The sequence below is a fragment of the Streptococcus sp. STR1/CE/0325 genome (genome assembly GCF_055386095.1).
Map to the genome: position 1 here is coordinate 1,746,332 of NZ_AP045018.1, position 14,948 is coordinate 1,761,279.

Annotated in this window: 20 protein-coding genes and 1 pseudogene; 3 read left to right on the forward strand and 18 right to left on the reverse strand. The window is 39.6% G+C overall.

Going from position 1 to position 14,948, the window contains the following annotated elements:
• Position 1: 1 nt before the first annotated feature.
• Complete coding sequence (gene dhaL / locus ACZ49W_RS08390; RefSeq protein WP_464814834.1) at positions 2–583, forward strand: dihydroxyacetone kinase subunit DhaL; 582 nt, start codon at positions 2–4, stop codon at positions 581–583.
• On the forward strand, positions 580–948 hold the full coding sequence (gene dhaM, locus ACZ49W_RS08395; RefSeq protein WP_464814835.1) for a dihydroxyacetone kinase phosphoryl donor subunit DhaM: 369 nt from the start codon (positions 580–582) through the stop codon (positions 946–948). The genes dhaL and dhaM overlap by 4 nt, the downstream gene beginning before the upstream one ends.
• 45 nt (positions 949–993) lie before the next feature.
• On the opposite strand, the gene ACZ49W_RS08400 is transcribed toward dhaM, so the two are convergent.
• The 18 genes and pseudogenes from ACZ49W_RS08400 to ACZ49W_RS08485 form a co-directional block, all read right to left on the reverse strand.
• Positions 994–1,896, reverse strand: coding sequence for an SPFH domain-containing protein (locus ACZ49W_RS08400; protein ID WP_464814836.1), 903 nt, complete (start codon positions 1,894–1,896; stop codon positions 994–996).
• A 100-nt stretch (positions 1,897–1,996) separates the two neighbouring features.
• Complete coding sequence (locus tag ACZ49W_RS08405) at positions 1,997–3,661, reverse strand: DAK2 domain-containing protein (RefSeq protein ID WP_464814837.1); 1,665 nt, start codon at positions 3,659–3,661, stop codon at positions 1,997–1,999.
• A gap of 1 nt (position 3,662) precedes the next feature.
• Positions 3,663–4,025 (reverse strand): Asp23/Gls24 family envelope stress response protein, encoded by a 363-nt coding sequence (locus ACZ49W_RS08410; protein WP_464814838.1) that lies wholly within the window; start codon positions 4,023–4,025, stop codon positions 3,663–3,665.
• A gap of 149 nt (positions 4,026–4,174) precedes the next feature.
• Complete coding sequence (rpmB, locus tag ACZ49W_RS08415) at positions 4,175–4,363, reverse strand: 50S ribosomal protein L28 (RefSeq protein ID WP_464814839.1); 189 nt, start codon at positions 4,361–4,363, stop codon at positions 4,175–4,177.
• A 139-nt stretch (positions 4,364–4,502) separates the two neighbouring features.
• Positions 4,503–4,697, reverse strand: coding sequence for a hypothetical protein (locus ACZ49W_RS08420; RefSeq protein ID WP_464814840.1), 195 nt, complete (start codon positions 4,695–4,697; stop codon positions 4,503–4,505).
• Positions 4,698–4,713: 16 nt separating this feature from the next.
• Positions 4,714–4,893, reverse strand: a complete 180-nt coding sequence (locus ACZ49W_RS08425; protein WP_464814841.1) for a hypothetical protein — start codon at positions 4,891–4,893, stop codon at positions 4,714–4,716.
• 59 nt (positions 4,894–4,952) lie between these two features.
• Positions 4,953–5,111, reverse strand: a complete 159-nt coding sequence (locus tag ACZ49W_RS08430) for a hypothetical protein (RefSeq protein ID WP_464814842.1) — start codon at positions 5,109–5,111, stop codon at positions 4,953–4,955.
• A gap of 357 nt (positions 5,112–5,468) precedes the next feature.
• Entirely contained in the window at positions 5,469–5,624 is a 156-nt protein-coding gene (locus ACZ49W_RS08435; protein WP_464814843.1) for a hypothetical protein, read from the reverse strand.
• A gap of 21 nt (positions 5,625–5,645) precedes the next feature.
• The gene (locus ACZ49W_RS08440; protein WP_464814844.1) at positions 5,646–5,795 is read right to left on the reverse strand and encodes a hypothetical protein; all 150 of its coding nucleotides are present in this window, start codon (positions 5,793–5,795) and stop codon (positions 5,646–5,648) included.
• Positions 5,796–6,000: 205 nt separating this feature from the next.
• Complete coding sequence (locus tag ACZ49W_RS08445) at positions 6,001–7,227, reverse strand: aminotransferase class III-fold pyridoxal phosphate-dependent enzyme (RefSeq protein WP_464814845.1); 1,227 nt, start codon at positions 7,225–7,227, stop codon at positions 6,001–6,003.
• A complete protein-coding gene (locus tag ACZ49W_RS08450) occupies positions 7,224–8,117 on the reverse strand; it encodes a hypothetical protein (protein WP_464814846.1) in 894 nt (297 codons plus the stop codon). The genes ACZ49W_RS08445 and ACZ49W_RS08450 overlap by 4 nt, the downstream gene beginning before the upstream one ends.
• A 24-nt stretch (positions 8,118–8,141) precedes the next feature.
• The gene (locus ACZ49W_RS08455; RefSeq protein WP_464814847.1) at positions 8,142–8,846 is read right to left on the reverse strand and encodes an SDR family NAD(P)-dependent oxidoreductase; all 705 of its coding nucleotides are present in this window, start codon (positions 8,844–8,846) and stop codon (positions 8,142–8,144) included.
• Positions 8,843–9,580, reverse strand: coding sequence for a methyltransferase domain-containing protein (locus ACZ49W_RS08460; protein WP_464814848.1), 738 nt, complete (start codon positions 9,578–9,580; stop codon positions 8,843–8,845). Before ACZ49W_RS08460 ends, ACZ49W_RS08455 begins: the two co-directional genes overlap by 4 nt.
• Entirely contained in the window at positions 9,573–10,736 is a 1,164-nt protein-coding gene (locus tag ACZ49W_RS08465; RefSeq protein ID WP_464814849.1) for a hypothetical protein, read from the reverse strand. The genes ACZ49W_RS08460 and ACZ49W_RS08465 overlap by 8 nt, the downstream gene beginning before the upstream one ends.
• Positions 10,737–11,119: 383 nt before the next feature.
• A complete protein-coding gene (locus tag ACZ49W_RS08470) occupies positions 11,120–12,016 on the reverse strand; it encodes a helix-turn-helix domain-containing protein (RefSeq protein ID WP_464814850.1) in 897 nt (298 codons plus the stop codon).
• Between the two features lie 191 nt (positions 12,017–12,207).
• A pseudogene (locus ACZ49W_RS08475) lies at positions 12,208–12,378 on the reverse strand (helix-turn-helix domain-containing protein); the annotation flags it as partial.
• Between the two features lie 63 nt (positions 12,379–12,441).
• Positions 12,442–13,161: an ABC transporter permease gene (locus tag ACZ49W_RS08480; RefSeq protein ID WP_464814851.1), complete on the reverse strand. Its 720-nt coding sequence runs from the start codon at positions 13,159–13,161 to the stop codon at positions 12,442–12,444.
• Positions 13,154–13,990, reverse strand: a complete 837-nt coding sequence (locus tag ACZ49W_RS08485; RefSeq protein WP_464814852.1) for an ABC transporter ATP-binding protein — start codon at positions 13,988–13,990, stop codon at positions 13,154–13,156. Before ACZ49W_RS08485 ends, ACZ49W_RS08480 begins: the two co-directional genes overlap by 8 nt.
• 143 nt (positions 13,991–14,133) lie before the next feature.
• Here ACZ49W_RS08485 and ACZ49W_RS08490 point away from each other — a divergent pair, with 143 nt between their 5' ends.
• Entirely contained in the window at positions 14,134–14,898 is a 765-nt protein-coding gene (locus tag ACZ49W_RS08490; RefSeq protein WP_464814853.1) for an alpha/beta fold hydrolase, read from the forward strand.
• The last annotated feature ends 50 nt before the right edge of the window (positions 14,899–14,948 follow it).

A 14,948-nucleotide genomic window follows, 5' to 3' on the forward strand; every position in this document is an offset into this window, starting at 1 on the left:
AATGGAAGCAAAACAGATTAAAACATGGATGCAAGGCTTTAACCAAGCCATCCAAGATCATAAAGACTACCTCAATGAACTCGATACCCCCATTGGTGATGGTGATCACGGCAGCAATATGGCACGCGGCATGGCGGCGGTCATGACAGAACTAGACAGCAAGGACAACCTCTCTAGTACCGACAGCTTTAAAATCATCTCCATGCAGCTCCTCAGCAAGGTCGGCGGAGCATCTGGCCCCCTTTATGGATCTGCCTTTATGGGCATGATGAAAGCTGAAAGCCAAGGCCTTTCTCTCGTAGAAAGCCTAGAAGCTGGGCTTGACCTCATCAAAAAACGAGGAAAAGCAGAGCGCGGTGACAAAACCATGGTAGATGTCTGGGAGCCTACTATCCAAGCCCTCAAACAAAAACAACTAACCCCAGAAGTCATCGATGAGGCGGTCCTTGCCACTAAGGATCTAAAAGCCAAGAAAGGACGGGCTTCTTATGTAGGAGAGCGCTCCATCGGTCATCTAGACCCCGGTTCTTACTCTTCTGGTCTGCTCTTTAGGACCCTCTTAGAAACAGGAGAAGACCTATGACCCTTGGTATTCTCATCGTTTCCCACTCTGAAAAAATCGCAAACGGTCTTCGTGAACTCCTCTTTGAAGTCGCCAAAACAGTGCCGATTGTCGCAACAGGCGGACTAAACGAGGGGCTAGGTAGTAGCTTCGATCAAGTGCTCGAAGCCGTCAACACCCACTCTGCTGATACCCTCCTTTGCTTTTTTGACCTGGGCAGTAGCAAGATGAACCTTGAGATGGCAGCTGAGTTTTCAGATAAAACCCTTATCCTCTCACCCACTCCTCTCATTGAAGGCAGCTATACTGCAGCAGCTCTTTTAGAAGCTGGTGTCGGCCTAGAGGGCGTGCAAAAGCAACTAGAGGAGTTGAGCATAACGAAATAACCTTTATCTCACAAAAAAGAGGCAACCGCCTCTTTTCATCATTTTTTAGTGACGATCCTTCACTTGAAGAGCAGATAAAATCTGTGTCCTCATGTCATTGACCGCATCTGGTGAGTTGGGAAGAAAGATTGTTTGATTGCCCTTGCTAGCAAAGGTATTGAGAGTATCAAGATACTGATTGGTCAGAAGAATCGCCATAATCTCTTCCTCACTGAGACTAACATTTGATGCTTTTAGCTCCTCAATAGACTCGGCTAAACCATCCACAATAGCCTTACGTTGCTGAGCAATCCCCACCCCGTGCAGACGGTCTTTTTCAGCCTCGGCTTCTGCTGCTGTGACGATCTTAATCTTATCTGCTTCAGCTAGTTCTTGAGCCGCTACCCGTTTACGCTGGGCAGCATTGATTTCATTCATGGATTGCTTGACCTCAGCATCTGGCTCGACACGTGTGATCAAGGTCTTAACAATGATATAACCATAAGTGGACATCTCCTCTGCCACCTGATGTTGCACCTCTAAGGCAATCTCATCCTTTTTCTCAAAGAGTTCATCGAGGGTTAGCTTAGGCACAGACGATCTGAGCGCATCCTCGATATAAGACTTGATTTGATCCTCTGGACGCATGAGCTTATAGTAAGCATCTGTGACATTGGCCTCATTGACCCGATACTGGGTCGCTACATTGAGGGTGACAAAGACATTGTCACGGGTCTTGGTCTCCACCACCAACTCACTTTGTAAAAGCCGTAGCTGGATACGCGAAGCAATCCGATCAATCCCAAAAGGAGCGCGTAGGTGAATCCCACTCGTTGCCGTCATCTGATAGCGACCAAATCGCTCAATAATCGCCACTGTTTGCTGCTTAACCACATAAATGCTGCTCAAGATGCTAATGATAATGAAAAATACAAGCCAAGCACCCACTAACATAAAAATCAACTCCATCAATCTTTACCTCCCTACTGTTTCCTTTATTATACCGTTTTCATGGTAAAATACAAGGAAAAATAAGAAGCTAGGATAGGTTTCCTAACTTCTCTTTTCATTATTCCACACTCATGAGGTAAGGATAGACTGGCTGATCTCCTTGGTAGATTTCCACCTCTAGATCGTCATAAGTATCTTCAAGGTAGCTCGCCAGTGCACGCGCTGTTTCCGAATCGCCTTCTTCACCAATGTAGATGCTTGCAATCTCGCTATCTTCATCCACCATGTGATCAAAGGCCGCATAAAGCGCCGTCATCATGTCTGGATTAGAGACCTTAATCTTACCATCCACCATGCCAAGGATATCTCCTTCATGGATCTCAAGACCATCAATGGTGGTATCACGAACTGCCAAGGTCACGCTACCACTCACCACCTCAGACAAGCTCGCTGTCATGGCCACCGCATTTTCCTCTAAGCTACGGCTTGGATCAAAGGCTAAAAGACTGGTCAAACCTTGTGAGACCGTTCTTGATTCAACCACTACCGTAGGGATCTCCACCACATCTGCCGCAGACTGGGCTGCCATAAAGATGTTCTTATTGTTTGGTAGGATGATGACATTCTTGGCATGAACTTCCTCAATCGCCTTGACGATATCCTCCGTCGATGGGTTCATGGTCTGACCACCAGAGATGACATAGTCCACTCCTTGGGATTTGAAAATCTCAGAAAGACCCTCACCAGCCACCACTGCAATCACGCCATAGTCTTTTTCTTCTCGAGCTACTTCAGCTTGAGCTTCTTTTTCTACCTGCGCTTCGTGTTGGTTACGCATGTTATCGACCTTGACCTTGACCAAGGAACCATATTTAAGCCCTTCTTGCATGACAAGACCTGGATCTTCGGTATGCACATGCACCTTGACAATTTCATCATCATTCACCACAAGAAGGGAATCCCCAAGACCACTCAAATAACCTTGAAACTCATCGTAGTTAAACTCTTTGACATAAGTTGGTCCTTGTCCCAAGGCTACCATGATTTCCGTACAGTAGCCATAGGTGATGTCCTCAGTCGCCACATGTCCCATGACAGACTTGTGATGCTCGGCACTAACCATCTCCGCCATGTTAGCAGGAGTCGCTTTAAAGTCCTCATTGGCTAGATAGTCACCTGTGAGAGCAGACAAGAAACCTTCATAGATAAAGACCAAGCCCTGACCACCAGAATCCACCACGCCCACTTCTTTGAGGACAGGGAGCAGATCTGGAGTCTTGGCGAGGGCTGCCTTAGCCCCATCAAGCGCTGCCTGCATGACTTCTGTTGCATCATCTGTGCTTTCTGCCTTTTTCATGGCAGCGACTGCGGCTCCACGCGAAACCGTTAGGATCGTTCCCTCAACTGGTTTCATGACCGCCTTATAGGCCACCTCAACACCAGATTGAAAAGCTTGAGCGAGCTCACGACCATCTAGTTCATCCTTGTCCTTGATGGCTTGACCAAATCCACGAAAAAGCTGAGAGGTGATAACACCAGAGTTCCCACGCGCTCCCATGAGAAGCCCTTTAGAAAGAATCTGCCCCACCTCACCAACACTTTTAGCTGGCTTATCTGCAACTTCCTTCGCTCCATTATCCATGGTCATGCTCATATTGGTTCCAGTGTCTCCATCTGGAACAGGAAAGACGTTAAGAGAATTGACGTACTCAGCTTGTTTTCCAAGGCGCGTCGCGGCTGCTTGCACCATTCCTTGAAATAAACTTGTTGTAATCTTTGCCATTTTACTCTCCTACGACCTTAATATTTTGCACATACACATTGACCACATCGGCTGAAATGCCTAACTGGTGTTCTAGGTTAAATTTCACGCGCTCTTGGATATTTTTTGAGACCTCACTGATTTTGACACCATAGCTCATGACCGTATAGACATCCACGCAGATGCCAGCCTCAGCAGCTGTGACGACCACACCCTTAGCATAGTTTTCCCGACGAAGCAGGGCGTTAAAATTATCCTTAATGGCGCTCTTACTAGCCATACCGACCACACCAAAAATCTCAGTCGCAGCTCCACCCACCACTGTTGCAATCACATCATCGGTGAGTTCGATTTGACCGTCTTTTGTATTGATTTTCACCGTCATATAAATAACCTCTCGTCTGTGTTTCTTTTGTTTTCATTTTATCATATTCAGCAGAACTTGTAAAAAAAGACAAGCCCATCTACCATCATATAATAGACGAAAAGAAAAAGCCGCAGAACAAGAGTCCTCAGCTTTCACTCTGTTATCGATTAAACGCGTTCTACTTTACCAGATTTAAGCGCACGAGCTGAAGCCCAAACTTTTTTTGGTTTACCATCGATTAGAACCGTAACCTTTTGAAGATTTGGTTTCACTGTACGTTTTGTTTTGTTCATCGCGTGTGAACGGTTGTTACCTGATTGTGTCTTACGACCTGTGAAATAACATACTTTAGCCATGATAATCAGTCTTCCTCCTCCTTAGATTTAGGTGAGATTCACCACATACCATAGCATTATACCACACTCTTGCTCATTTGGCAATAGGATTTGTCTAGAAAAATCTGCCAACAGCCTCTTTACAAGAGAGTAGCTAGCTCTACCCTTTTTTGAGCTGCAAGACCTTAGCCACTATGCCACCCGACAAAATGGTCGCCAAAAGAAGAGCACAGCCAACAAGTAGCCACTGCCAAGCCTCTAAGTGCTGTTGCGAACGCACATAAAGAGCTACGCCAAATCCTAAGACCAAGACCCAGACCAAAGTTTGATAAAGACCAGTCATCTTTTTATCCATCCGAATAACCTCGTTTCTATTTCTTAATCGCACGATAAGACAGGGCAAGAATCGCCACACTCACCATGAACAAGACAATACTGACACCAACCTTTAGGTAAGAAATGGTTTCAGCTCTCATAGCATATATGAGCGTCACGATTCCCAACCAAAAAGTTATAAAACCAGCGGCTAAATATTGTTTTTGTTTTTCCATTTCTGACTCCTTTACAAGGTTATGAGTGATTGGGCACGACACCATCTAGGACTTCTCTCTTATCCTTCCTTTTTTCGGCTAAGCCTCGTCACAAAAATCGTCACCAGTAAAAAGACAACCGTCAACAAAACCGTCTCATTATTATCCACCAGATGCAAGGACCGAAGACAAAAAAGAGCGATCAGATAAATAGCTACAACAAAGATGGGCTTAAACATAGCGAACCTCCTTATTCACCACACGAAAGGAAAACCTTTTCAACTGCTCACCATCAGTGTACTCTTTTTTGATAGAAAAATCAACTGCCTATACAACAGTTGATTTAGTTTTTTTATTTTCTAGATGCTCTATAAGAAAGAATTAAGATAACTAGACTAAGGAAGACTAGGAAAAGACTAGCGCCTACTTTGACGTAAGACACTGAAGACTCCCCGATACTCCTACTCAGTACAAATAACCCCATCATTAAAGTCAAAAAACCAGAAACTAAAAATTGATTTTGTTTTGTTTTCATCTTACTCCCTTTCTATTTTATCGTATAAAAAAGAGAAGTTATTTAATTTATACATATAAGTTTAAGTTAGGAGTACAGCTCCCCAGATAATTCCACCTGTTACAACACCTGCACCAAATCCTGCTGCAAATGCAGCATCTCCATTTAATTCAATAGAGCTTAATTCTTCAAAAATCAACTTATTATCTTCTTTGTAATAATCTTTCACTACTTCCATGAATACTTCCCTCACAATTCTTTAAGTTAAGGCAACAATCGTTGCAGCAGCCGCAACAGATCCAATTCCTAGTGCAAATCCCGTCAGACCATCTGTTACATTACCTGCTAACTCTTCAGTTTTTACTTCTTCAAAATAAAGAACATCTGATTTCATAGTATCATCAAACATAGATCTACCTCCATTTATAATTTATACTAAACTAACTAAGTGAGAACGATAGCAGTAGCAACTGCAATACCTGCAGCAATGCCCTACCAACTGTACAATTCATTTGAGTCGACTTCTCCAAAATATACCCACAAGGTAAAAATATAAAGTACACCGACTTTTAAATCATGCTTTCATGGCTCATCACCCCTCTCAAAGTTTATAATTAAGAACAGCATTTTTTAGCAATTAATGATAAAGATTTCTCCAAAGTTTTATCATCTACTATAAATTGAGGAATAATAGTAATCCCCTCTTCCTCATCATTCTGATACAGATAAACTAAAATTCCTAAATTCTGTAAAACAGATAAAATAGAATGAGATCGTCCCACCTCTGTTTTGATCGCAGTCATCAATCCTTTTCTACGATAAGAAAGCTGGTGTCGATCACAAACAGATGATATGATTTCACCAATAGTCTCTGTTCTAGCAGATAACCACTCATCATTTTCTACATAATAGTCTAACACCAAATTTGTTGCCACAATTCCCAAGATATTCCCATTTTGCGTTGAAAAATGTTCTTTCATACTTTCGGATTCCCTGAGTCTGGCATCTACCTGCTCACTCAAGCAAAGGCAACCAAATGGAGTAATGCCATTATTAATAGCCTTACTCAAACAAATTATATCCGGCTGTTCTGATAAATGGTGAAAATAAAACGGCTTCCCTGTTTTAAAAAATCCTGTGGCAACTTCATCGAAAACGGCTAAAACATTGTTTTGTTTTAGTATCTTTAACAACTGATTAAAAAAATCTACACTTGCGTAATAAATACCAGCCGATGCTAAAATCGGTTCAATAAACATCACATCATATTCTTCTGCGAGTAAAGCTACATCATCTAGTACTTCTTTTTCCTGATAAGAGTATTTAGGAAAGGGTAAGAAAGTCACTTCACCATACTTAGGAGAAAAGATCTGATTGATTTCTTGATCTATGCCACTGACCGAAACACCGCCAAAGAAACTACCATGATAAGAATCTTTGAAAGCCAAAATTTTGTTGTTTTTTCCTTTCTTGTTGATATATCCTGCTATCTTCAAGGCGACTTCTGTATTTTCAGAACCAGAATTGGTATAAAATACACGTCTAAACGGATTTCCCACTAATGATAATATCCTTTTCGCTAGACCCTCATAAAGTGAGTAAGAAAATGAATGATTATCTAAATAGGGCATCCTTTTGTCCATAATCATTTGAAATTGATGAGATACTTCGTCATATAATTCTTTTTGATAGCCTAAGCTTGTATTCCATAAACCACTTCTTAGATCCAAGTACTTTTTGCCATACTTGTCATACAGAAAAGTACCATTAGCCTCAACTAATTCAATACCACAAATTGTTTTATCTGTATATTTTCCATTTAATAAAGCATATGATTTCATACTTTTCCACCTATTACTAGAATTTTATAAATCAAGCTCACTATTGATACTATAATTAACAAGATGTTGAATACACCTAATATGAAAATATCAATTCTAAATGGCTTCTCTCTTTTTAACATCAACTGTAGATAAGGCATGTAACTATCAACATTTAACAAAGTACTCAAATACCAGTATCCATCTAATTTCAAAAAAGGTAACAAGTTAGTTAATATAACGCCTAAATTAAACATAATCAGATGAGTAACAAATAAGGACGGAAATATTAAATTCCAAATCGCTAGTAAAAACCAAATAACGATTTGAAACTTAATGCCCGCTAATATTAGACGTTTTTTCTCCTTTTTCTCAAGTAATTGATAGAAAGGAACTTTGATAAAAAACATCGGTAAAGATAAATACCTTAATGAAAAACCAAAAGTGACTTTTTTAGGACGAAGATAATAATAATAAATAGCAAAATGTGAATACTCATGAAAAGGTATAATGACCCCTATCATCAAACTATACAATACAATTCCCTCAAATAATGAGATGTGATTGTAGGTCTGTATCTGAGCTATATCCAATTGACTAAGTAAAAACAAACTAATTGCTAACATGGGCCAAATAATATACCAGTGATTCAAAAATAAGACTGTCTTATATAACGGAACTATCTTCTGACTATCTAATGTTATCCTAAAAATATGCCAATTTGTCCAATTCCCCCGACGATATTCAGAATGAGCAAAATCATATAAAGGATTGCTAGTGTCAGATGTTGTATTGATATAGGGCTTCAAAGATTGAGTAGAAACAATCATACGATCATTTTTGATATTATAAAGCCACTCTTTCCCATTTGCAGAACTATATTGGAATTCCTCATAATCTTCCACTAACATGGCACACATATCGTCCTCCTTTATCTACACAATCGTATAACCATAATCTAAGATTATATTCTGTCCTCGGATAGCTTGACTCGCATTACTCAATAAGAAATTCATACATTGACTAACATCCCTGAGGTTAACAAATTTTCTATAAGGAATTTTAGATAATAATCTTTTACCCATAGGAGACTTTAACATGTACTCATTATCTTCATTGAGGATATAGGAGGGAGATATTGTATTAATTCTAATATCTTTTTCATCTAGGCGCGCATAGTCAATAGATAAATTTTTTGCTAGGTGAATAAGAGCGCACTTAGAAGTTCCATAATCAATCCTTTTTTCATGAGCAACCACTCCATTTTGGGAAGCGAGAAAGACAATGGAAACCACTTCAGAAAAATAAGGATAGAGAGATTTCATTGTAAACAATGCTGTCTTTACATTAACAGTAAACGTATCATCCCAGTCCTCTTCGGTCACACTAAACACGTTGTTCATTCGATTAATTCCGAGTGCAAATACAATATCTGAATACTGTAAAGAGACCTCCTTTAAAAATTGTAGAAATTGATGTTGGCTCTCTTTCTGACTAAAATCAATTTTTTGATAGTATTCTAACTGAGACTGATCTTTAAGATCCACTCCGACTAAGTGATCGTACTGATGACGATAACGCTGAATAAAATCTTTAGCTACATGACTCTCAGAACCTATTATTAAAATATTTCTTGTCATCTCTGTCTTCTTCCCTCTACCATCATATAAAAGACCTCATCTTTTAAAATTCTGAGTGCAAATCCATACCTTTCCAATATCAATTTTAAATCATTGTATGAGTACAAATATTTAATAGATATTCCTAGTTTTTCTGAATTAACCAAATTATAAATGATTTTGTTCTCATCTACATCATAGAAATTCACAGAATAGTATTTATTCTCACCGACTTTATCAACTTGAACATCATTAATATGTTTCATAAAAAATTCTGGTTTCAAAAAATCAAATACAATTCTATCCAAATTCACTTGTGTCTGACAGATCTTCTTCAAAAACAGCCCGAAGTCAGCTTGACTAAATAAACTAATAGAGGTAGCTGGTATAATGACTGCTTCGATTTGTTTTAATGGTAACTGATCTATTTCTTGTAATGTTAGAGAAAAGATACGATTTTGTCCCTCTGGAACAATAAAACGTGACATCTCCTCAGAAGGCTCTATTCCATAAATATTATAACCTTCTTGATATAAAGGATTAAATAGTCTCCCAGTTCCACTTCCAACTTCTAAAATAGATTGTTGCTTATCAATACAAGATTGATAAATCTTCTTATCATCTTTCAAGAAACTATCTTGAGTCATCATCAAGTGATAATAATTTGAGAAATCTTCATCATCATAAAGGTTTTCCACAATGTTTAACTGTCTAGCTCTCTGTCTAAAAGGTTTATAAATTAGTCTCTCAAGCATAACGTTTCAACATCTCCATTACTTGATTTTTCATCACTTGATCAGGGTGCTGTTCATGCTTCATGATAAATTCCATATGCTCCAGAACTTTTTGACTTACTCGGTACAGCTTCCCTTGATTTAAATTATAAGCAAAATAATCAACTTCTGACTCAAATCCTAGCCAAGCAACAGGAGCAGTCTTTTCTAACTTAGCTGGAAGATGACAGGTATTAAAAGGTGATACAAAGGAAACTTGACCGTATTGATTTGAGATTATCGTCAGTAAAGGATAAAGCTGCTTCAACCCTTCACTAATCTCAGTGAACTCTTCTCTTTGCTTTGTTAAAACCATACTGGCTTCATTGACCAACTGATGATAAGTTTGTCCTGAATCACCTATCTTAAGCAACCTTTGGTGATCTAAATAAAACTGTCCTTCTTCAAATACCATAGAATGGAAGGAAGAACTTCCTGTTAAAACTCCATAATCCATGACATACCCCGTCTCAAGCACTTGTCCAGATTGTTGACAAACGGTGAGTCTCTCCATTAGTTCGTCTTCTTGGACACAAGTAAAGATTGAAGCATCAAAAGAATCTAAATCTTTGAGGATGACTGGAAGTGACGGGACTATACTCTCATTATTAGCAATGATGTAAATAGCACTATTCATTGCAAAATAAGGTATCAGCTTTTCATTTTCAGACAAGAAATGAGACAAGTTATCTACATAAAGATGTTTTATCAGGCCTTTCGGTAATTGATACGGATAACTCCCCATATAAGAAGCCATGTAACCATTCTGATAAACTTGTTCAACATTCAAATCAACCAATTGCTGATAATTCGTGTTATTAAAGATAGCCTGTTCTATCTGTTCAACTTCAAAAGTAGATAATAATGTGTCCAACTGGTCTAATTTTACAAGAGACAACGAAATATTCAACTGTTGACCAAGATATTTCACCACACGTCTCAACCGTTCTGATTCTCCAAGAGAAACAAAGATATACTGTTCAAAACCGATGAAATCTAAATAATCGATACAATCGTCGAAGCTTTGATTATCAAAGTCTAAAAAATCTAACACATAGTCATCATTTTTTAAATCCATATCTAATTTTAGAGAATGTAATAATTCACTCTTTTCATAGACAATATTTAAACCAATCATCTTTAATATCTCCTTTATTCTATCCTAGATGATGACTCAACCAATTGGATAACCAAATAGCAGGCATAACAATAACTCCCATATCTCTCCTCTTTCCACTAATTAAATATCATAATAATCTAGCATTATAGAATGATAAAAAATATTCTACAAAATATCTTAGTGACATAATTGATTCCTCCATTAAACTATACATAAAATAACAACTCTGCTTCAAAATTTATTGACCAATAATAAACCATACTGTAAAAATTGTAAATAAGAATGATAGTAGATTTCTCATTATTTACTCTCCTCTTTTATTTTTAATACGTCTTGATTATAAGAAAAAAATAATTAAGAAACAAGGACACCTGTATCCCTATTTCCTAACTATCTTAACTTTATTTTTCTCTAATATCCCTATTTCTTTCTAGTTGTAAATTTTGATAAAGAATTTGATCATCAAGTTCATATGCGAGTGATAACGCTGTATCATATAGAACTGAAGACATCTCAACATTATTTTTAAATATATTATACTTTGCCTCAAGCATTAAAAATACAGGTTTGGCACTATACTGCTGACTTTTTTTAATAATTTCATAACCTTTTTCTACAATATCTAACATTCCTTCATAGGTAGAGTAGCTAACATATATTCCTGCAATAGAAGTTAAAACTCCCAGCAACTCAACATTATAAAGTTCATCACCAACAACTTCTTGCTTCAAAATTGTCTCTCTAATAATTTCTAAATGATAAAAATCAGAAGAATGCTGACACTGCATACAAAAGTAGCTGACTAACAATAGATCATTGAGACTATAAGCTTTCTTCATTAACAGTTGACTAAAGTACTCCTCAAACATAATGTTAACTAGCTCACCTTCACCCGTCATTCTAAAATCCCACATTTTCTCCAGAATATCCAATGCAAATAACTCTTCCTCTGGTAAAACAGCTATATAACTATCATAAATTTCCTCTAATATCTCCATTTTTTGAGCAATACGTTCTGCATCACCATAACTTGGTAGTTTAATCAGTTGATATTTCTTATCCAAATACCCTTGGGGGAGAGCGAGACTATCTTCACCTAGAAAGTAAGCTACACTTTTTCCCAACCGTTTTGCTAGATACTCTAACTTAGGTAAAGTCGGCAAAGAACGTCCTAGCTCAATACGCATGAGTTGTTTGACTGTCAGCTCTTCTTCAGAACCACAGACTTGCTCTCTTGAGAGGTGTTGATACTCTCTTTCATCACGGATACGTTTACCTATTTGCTCCTTTGTAGCCATTGTCGATCCCCTTTCTTTTTTTCATTTTTATTATACCAAAAAATAAAAGAAAGCGCTATCACTTACTCTTAAAAAGACGAATCAAACAGCTTATTCAGTCAAAAAGATCTCATTATAGACATCAACATGAAACTCCTCCACACCAATCAGAAATAGACTGGGAAACTATGTTTCCCAACCTTTCTGATACCTATTTTCACCATTATTTCAGTTTTTCTTACAACCAAATCATATCCCAGCTCAATACGCATGAGCTGTTTCACAGTGAGCTCGTCTTCTAAGCCACAGACCTGCTCTCTCGAGAGACCTTTTGCTTCTCTCGTTTCTCTAATCCGCTTTCCGATCGCTTCTTTTTCAATCATGCTATCACCTCCTTATGTTTATTATATAAAAAAACCTGCTTCTGTCTCAAGCAGGTTCTAACATCAAGATGCCTGACGCTTCATCTTAGGGATCAGCAAGAGGCTAAGTCCAATAAAGATAAACATCCAGACAAAAAGAGCGCCTAAACTAAGCCAATGGCTGCTGAGTTTAAAGGGATTCTCCGCCAAGGCATAGGTCAATAGACCTGTAACAAAGCTGTCGTTGAGGGTTTTCACCAGAGGGCTGGCATCTGAGAGGGCAAACATAGGTAAAAACATAATGAGAAACATGACAGGCATACTGATGACCTGATAGGCCACCTGGTTCTTACTCACTAGCCCGATAAAGAGGTAGAGAAAGACCAGAGCCAAGGCCGTTAAAAGGGAAACCACAAAATAAGACCCGTAATGAGGAACCTGAACGCTCAAGATTAAAGGCACCAAAACCGTGATTAAAATCGCCAAAACCAAGGGGAAAAATAAGGAAGAAAGGATATATTCTTTTTGACTAACACCACTGAGTAAAAGCGTGCGCAGCGTCCGTTTTTCCTTTTCCTCAGCGAGAAGCAAACTCAACGTCCCACCAACTGCTATGCTAAAAGATATCAACAAGGTCAAAAGCAAGAAGAACAATCTCATATCTTGCCCACCGTGATTGAACTCAAGAATCATCCGATAGATACAGGCAAAGATAAAGGGGAATATCACCTGAATGAGAATGGTTTTATTGGATAAAATGATTTGCAGACGCAACCAAACAAGAGCTTGTAATCGTTTAAACATTGAGCTTTCCTCCTGTCAACTGAATGAAAATATCCTCCAAGGTCGGCTCACAAGAGTGAATGGTCAAGATCTCCTCCACATGGCCAAGACTAGATAACTCCTCAAACGGCACACGCTCCTTGTGCCCATCCTTGTAAGCTACTTCGACCGCCTTATCGGTATTGTATTTCTGAATCAAGGCCTGCGGATTTCCCTCTTCAACCAAGCTCCCTTGATTGAGCAGCGCCAAGTGATCACATAAGAGTGTCGCCTCGTGCATATCATGCGTGGTCAAAAAAATGCTGGTTCCTTGCGCCTTTAACTCAAGGAGGAGTTCATGAATACCCCGTGATGTAGAAGGGTCAAGCCCAGAGGTCGGCTCATCCAAAAAGAGAACCGACGGACGATTGATCAGAGCCCGTGCCAGAAGCATGCGCTGTTTCATCCCAGTTGATAACTTTTCTGCCACCTTTTTCTTGCTGTCCAAAAGCCCCACACGCTCTAAAATAGCATCCACATCCACGGTCTTTACCCCGTAAAATTTACTGAAAAAGAGGAGATTCTTTTCCAGCGTCATCTTTTCATAAAAGCCACTGTCTTCTGACACCAGCCCAATGCGTTTGAGATCCTCTGGAGCTAGATCCTGCGAGGACTTGCCAAAGATTAGGGATTCACCCTTATCCGGCAGGAGCTGTCCAGTCAAAATGTTGATGGTCGTGGTCTTTCCAGAACCAGACGGCCCCAAAAAGCCAAAAATCTCTCCCTCACCAATGGCAAAATTCACCCCATTTAAGGCATTTTTGCTTCCAAAAGACTTGCTCAAGTCCCTAACCTCGATGACTGCGGTCATAGGCATTCCTCTTTTCTCTTCAAGATAAATTTATTATAGCATATTTCCTTTGATTATCAAAGTGACTTAGGTGTCATGCTATCATTATAGTTTGAACTTCAAACTACCTTATGTTGTACTGGAAAAAAGAAAAGGAGGCAAGCATGTACGACATCGTCTTAATCCACGGCACTTGGTGTGATGGCTCCGTTTGGGGAGATTTTGCCACCAAGCTAGAAAGCATGAACATCCGCGTCCACACCCCTAGCCTACGTTACCACGACCTGCCCTACGAGGAGGTGACCCAAAAAGTAGGGAGCCTAAGTCTGACCGACTACACGGAAGATTTAGTGACCTTGGTCCAAAGCCTAGACAGACCTCCCCTACTCTTGGGGCATTCCCTAGGCTGCTTACTAGCGCAAATGGTAGCAGAGCGCACACCAATAGCTGGCATGATCTTGATGGGACCAGCCCCAACAGCAGACATCTTTGCTCTCTATCCCAGCATGGTGCGGTGTTTTATCCGCCATTTCTTGCGCTGGGGTTTTTGGAAAAAAGCCATGCCACCATACAAGGAGGAGTTTTTCCGATATTGCCTCAACCAACAGGAGGACAGCCTCAAAGAACCCCTCTTTGCCACGCTAGTGCCTGAGTCTGGTAAGGTCTATACCCAGATGGCTTTCCCCTTTTTTGATAAGAGCCGAGCGGGCTATGTGGATTTCAGCCGCATCTCCTGCCCTGTCCTTGTCATCACAGGCAGCGAGGACAAGATGACCGTCCCTGCCATCGCACGAAAAACCGCCAAAAACTACACCGACTCCGTCCTCGTCTCACTGACTGGCGCAGACCACATGTACGAATCCGGCAAATACCAAGACAAGACCCTCGCCATTATCCATTACTGGCTAAAGGACAAGGGATTTTTGTAATCGACATAACACCAAGCAAAAAAGCTTCTCCTTATGGAGAAGCTTTTTAT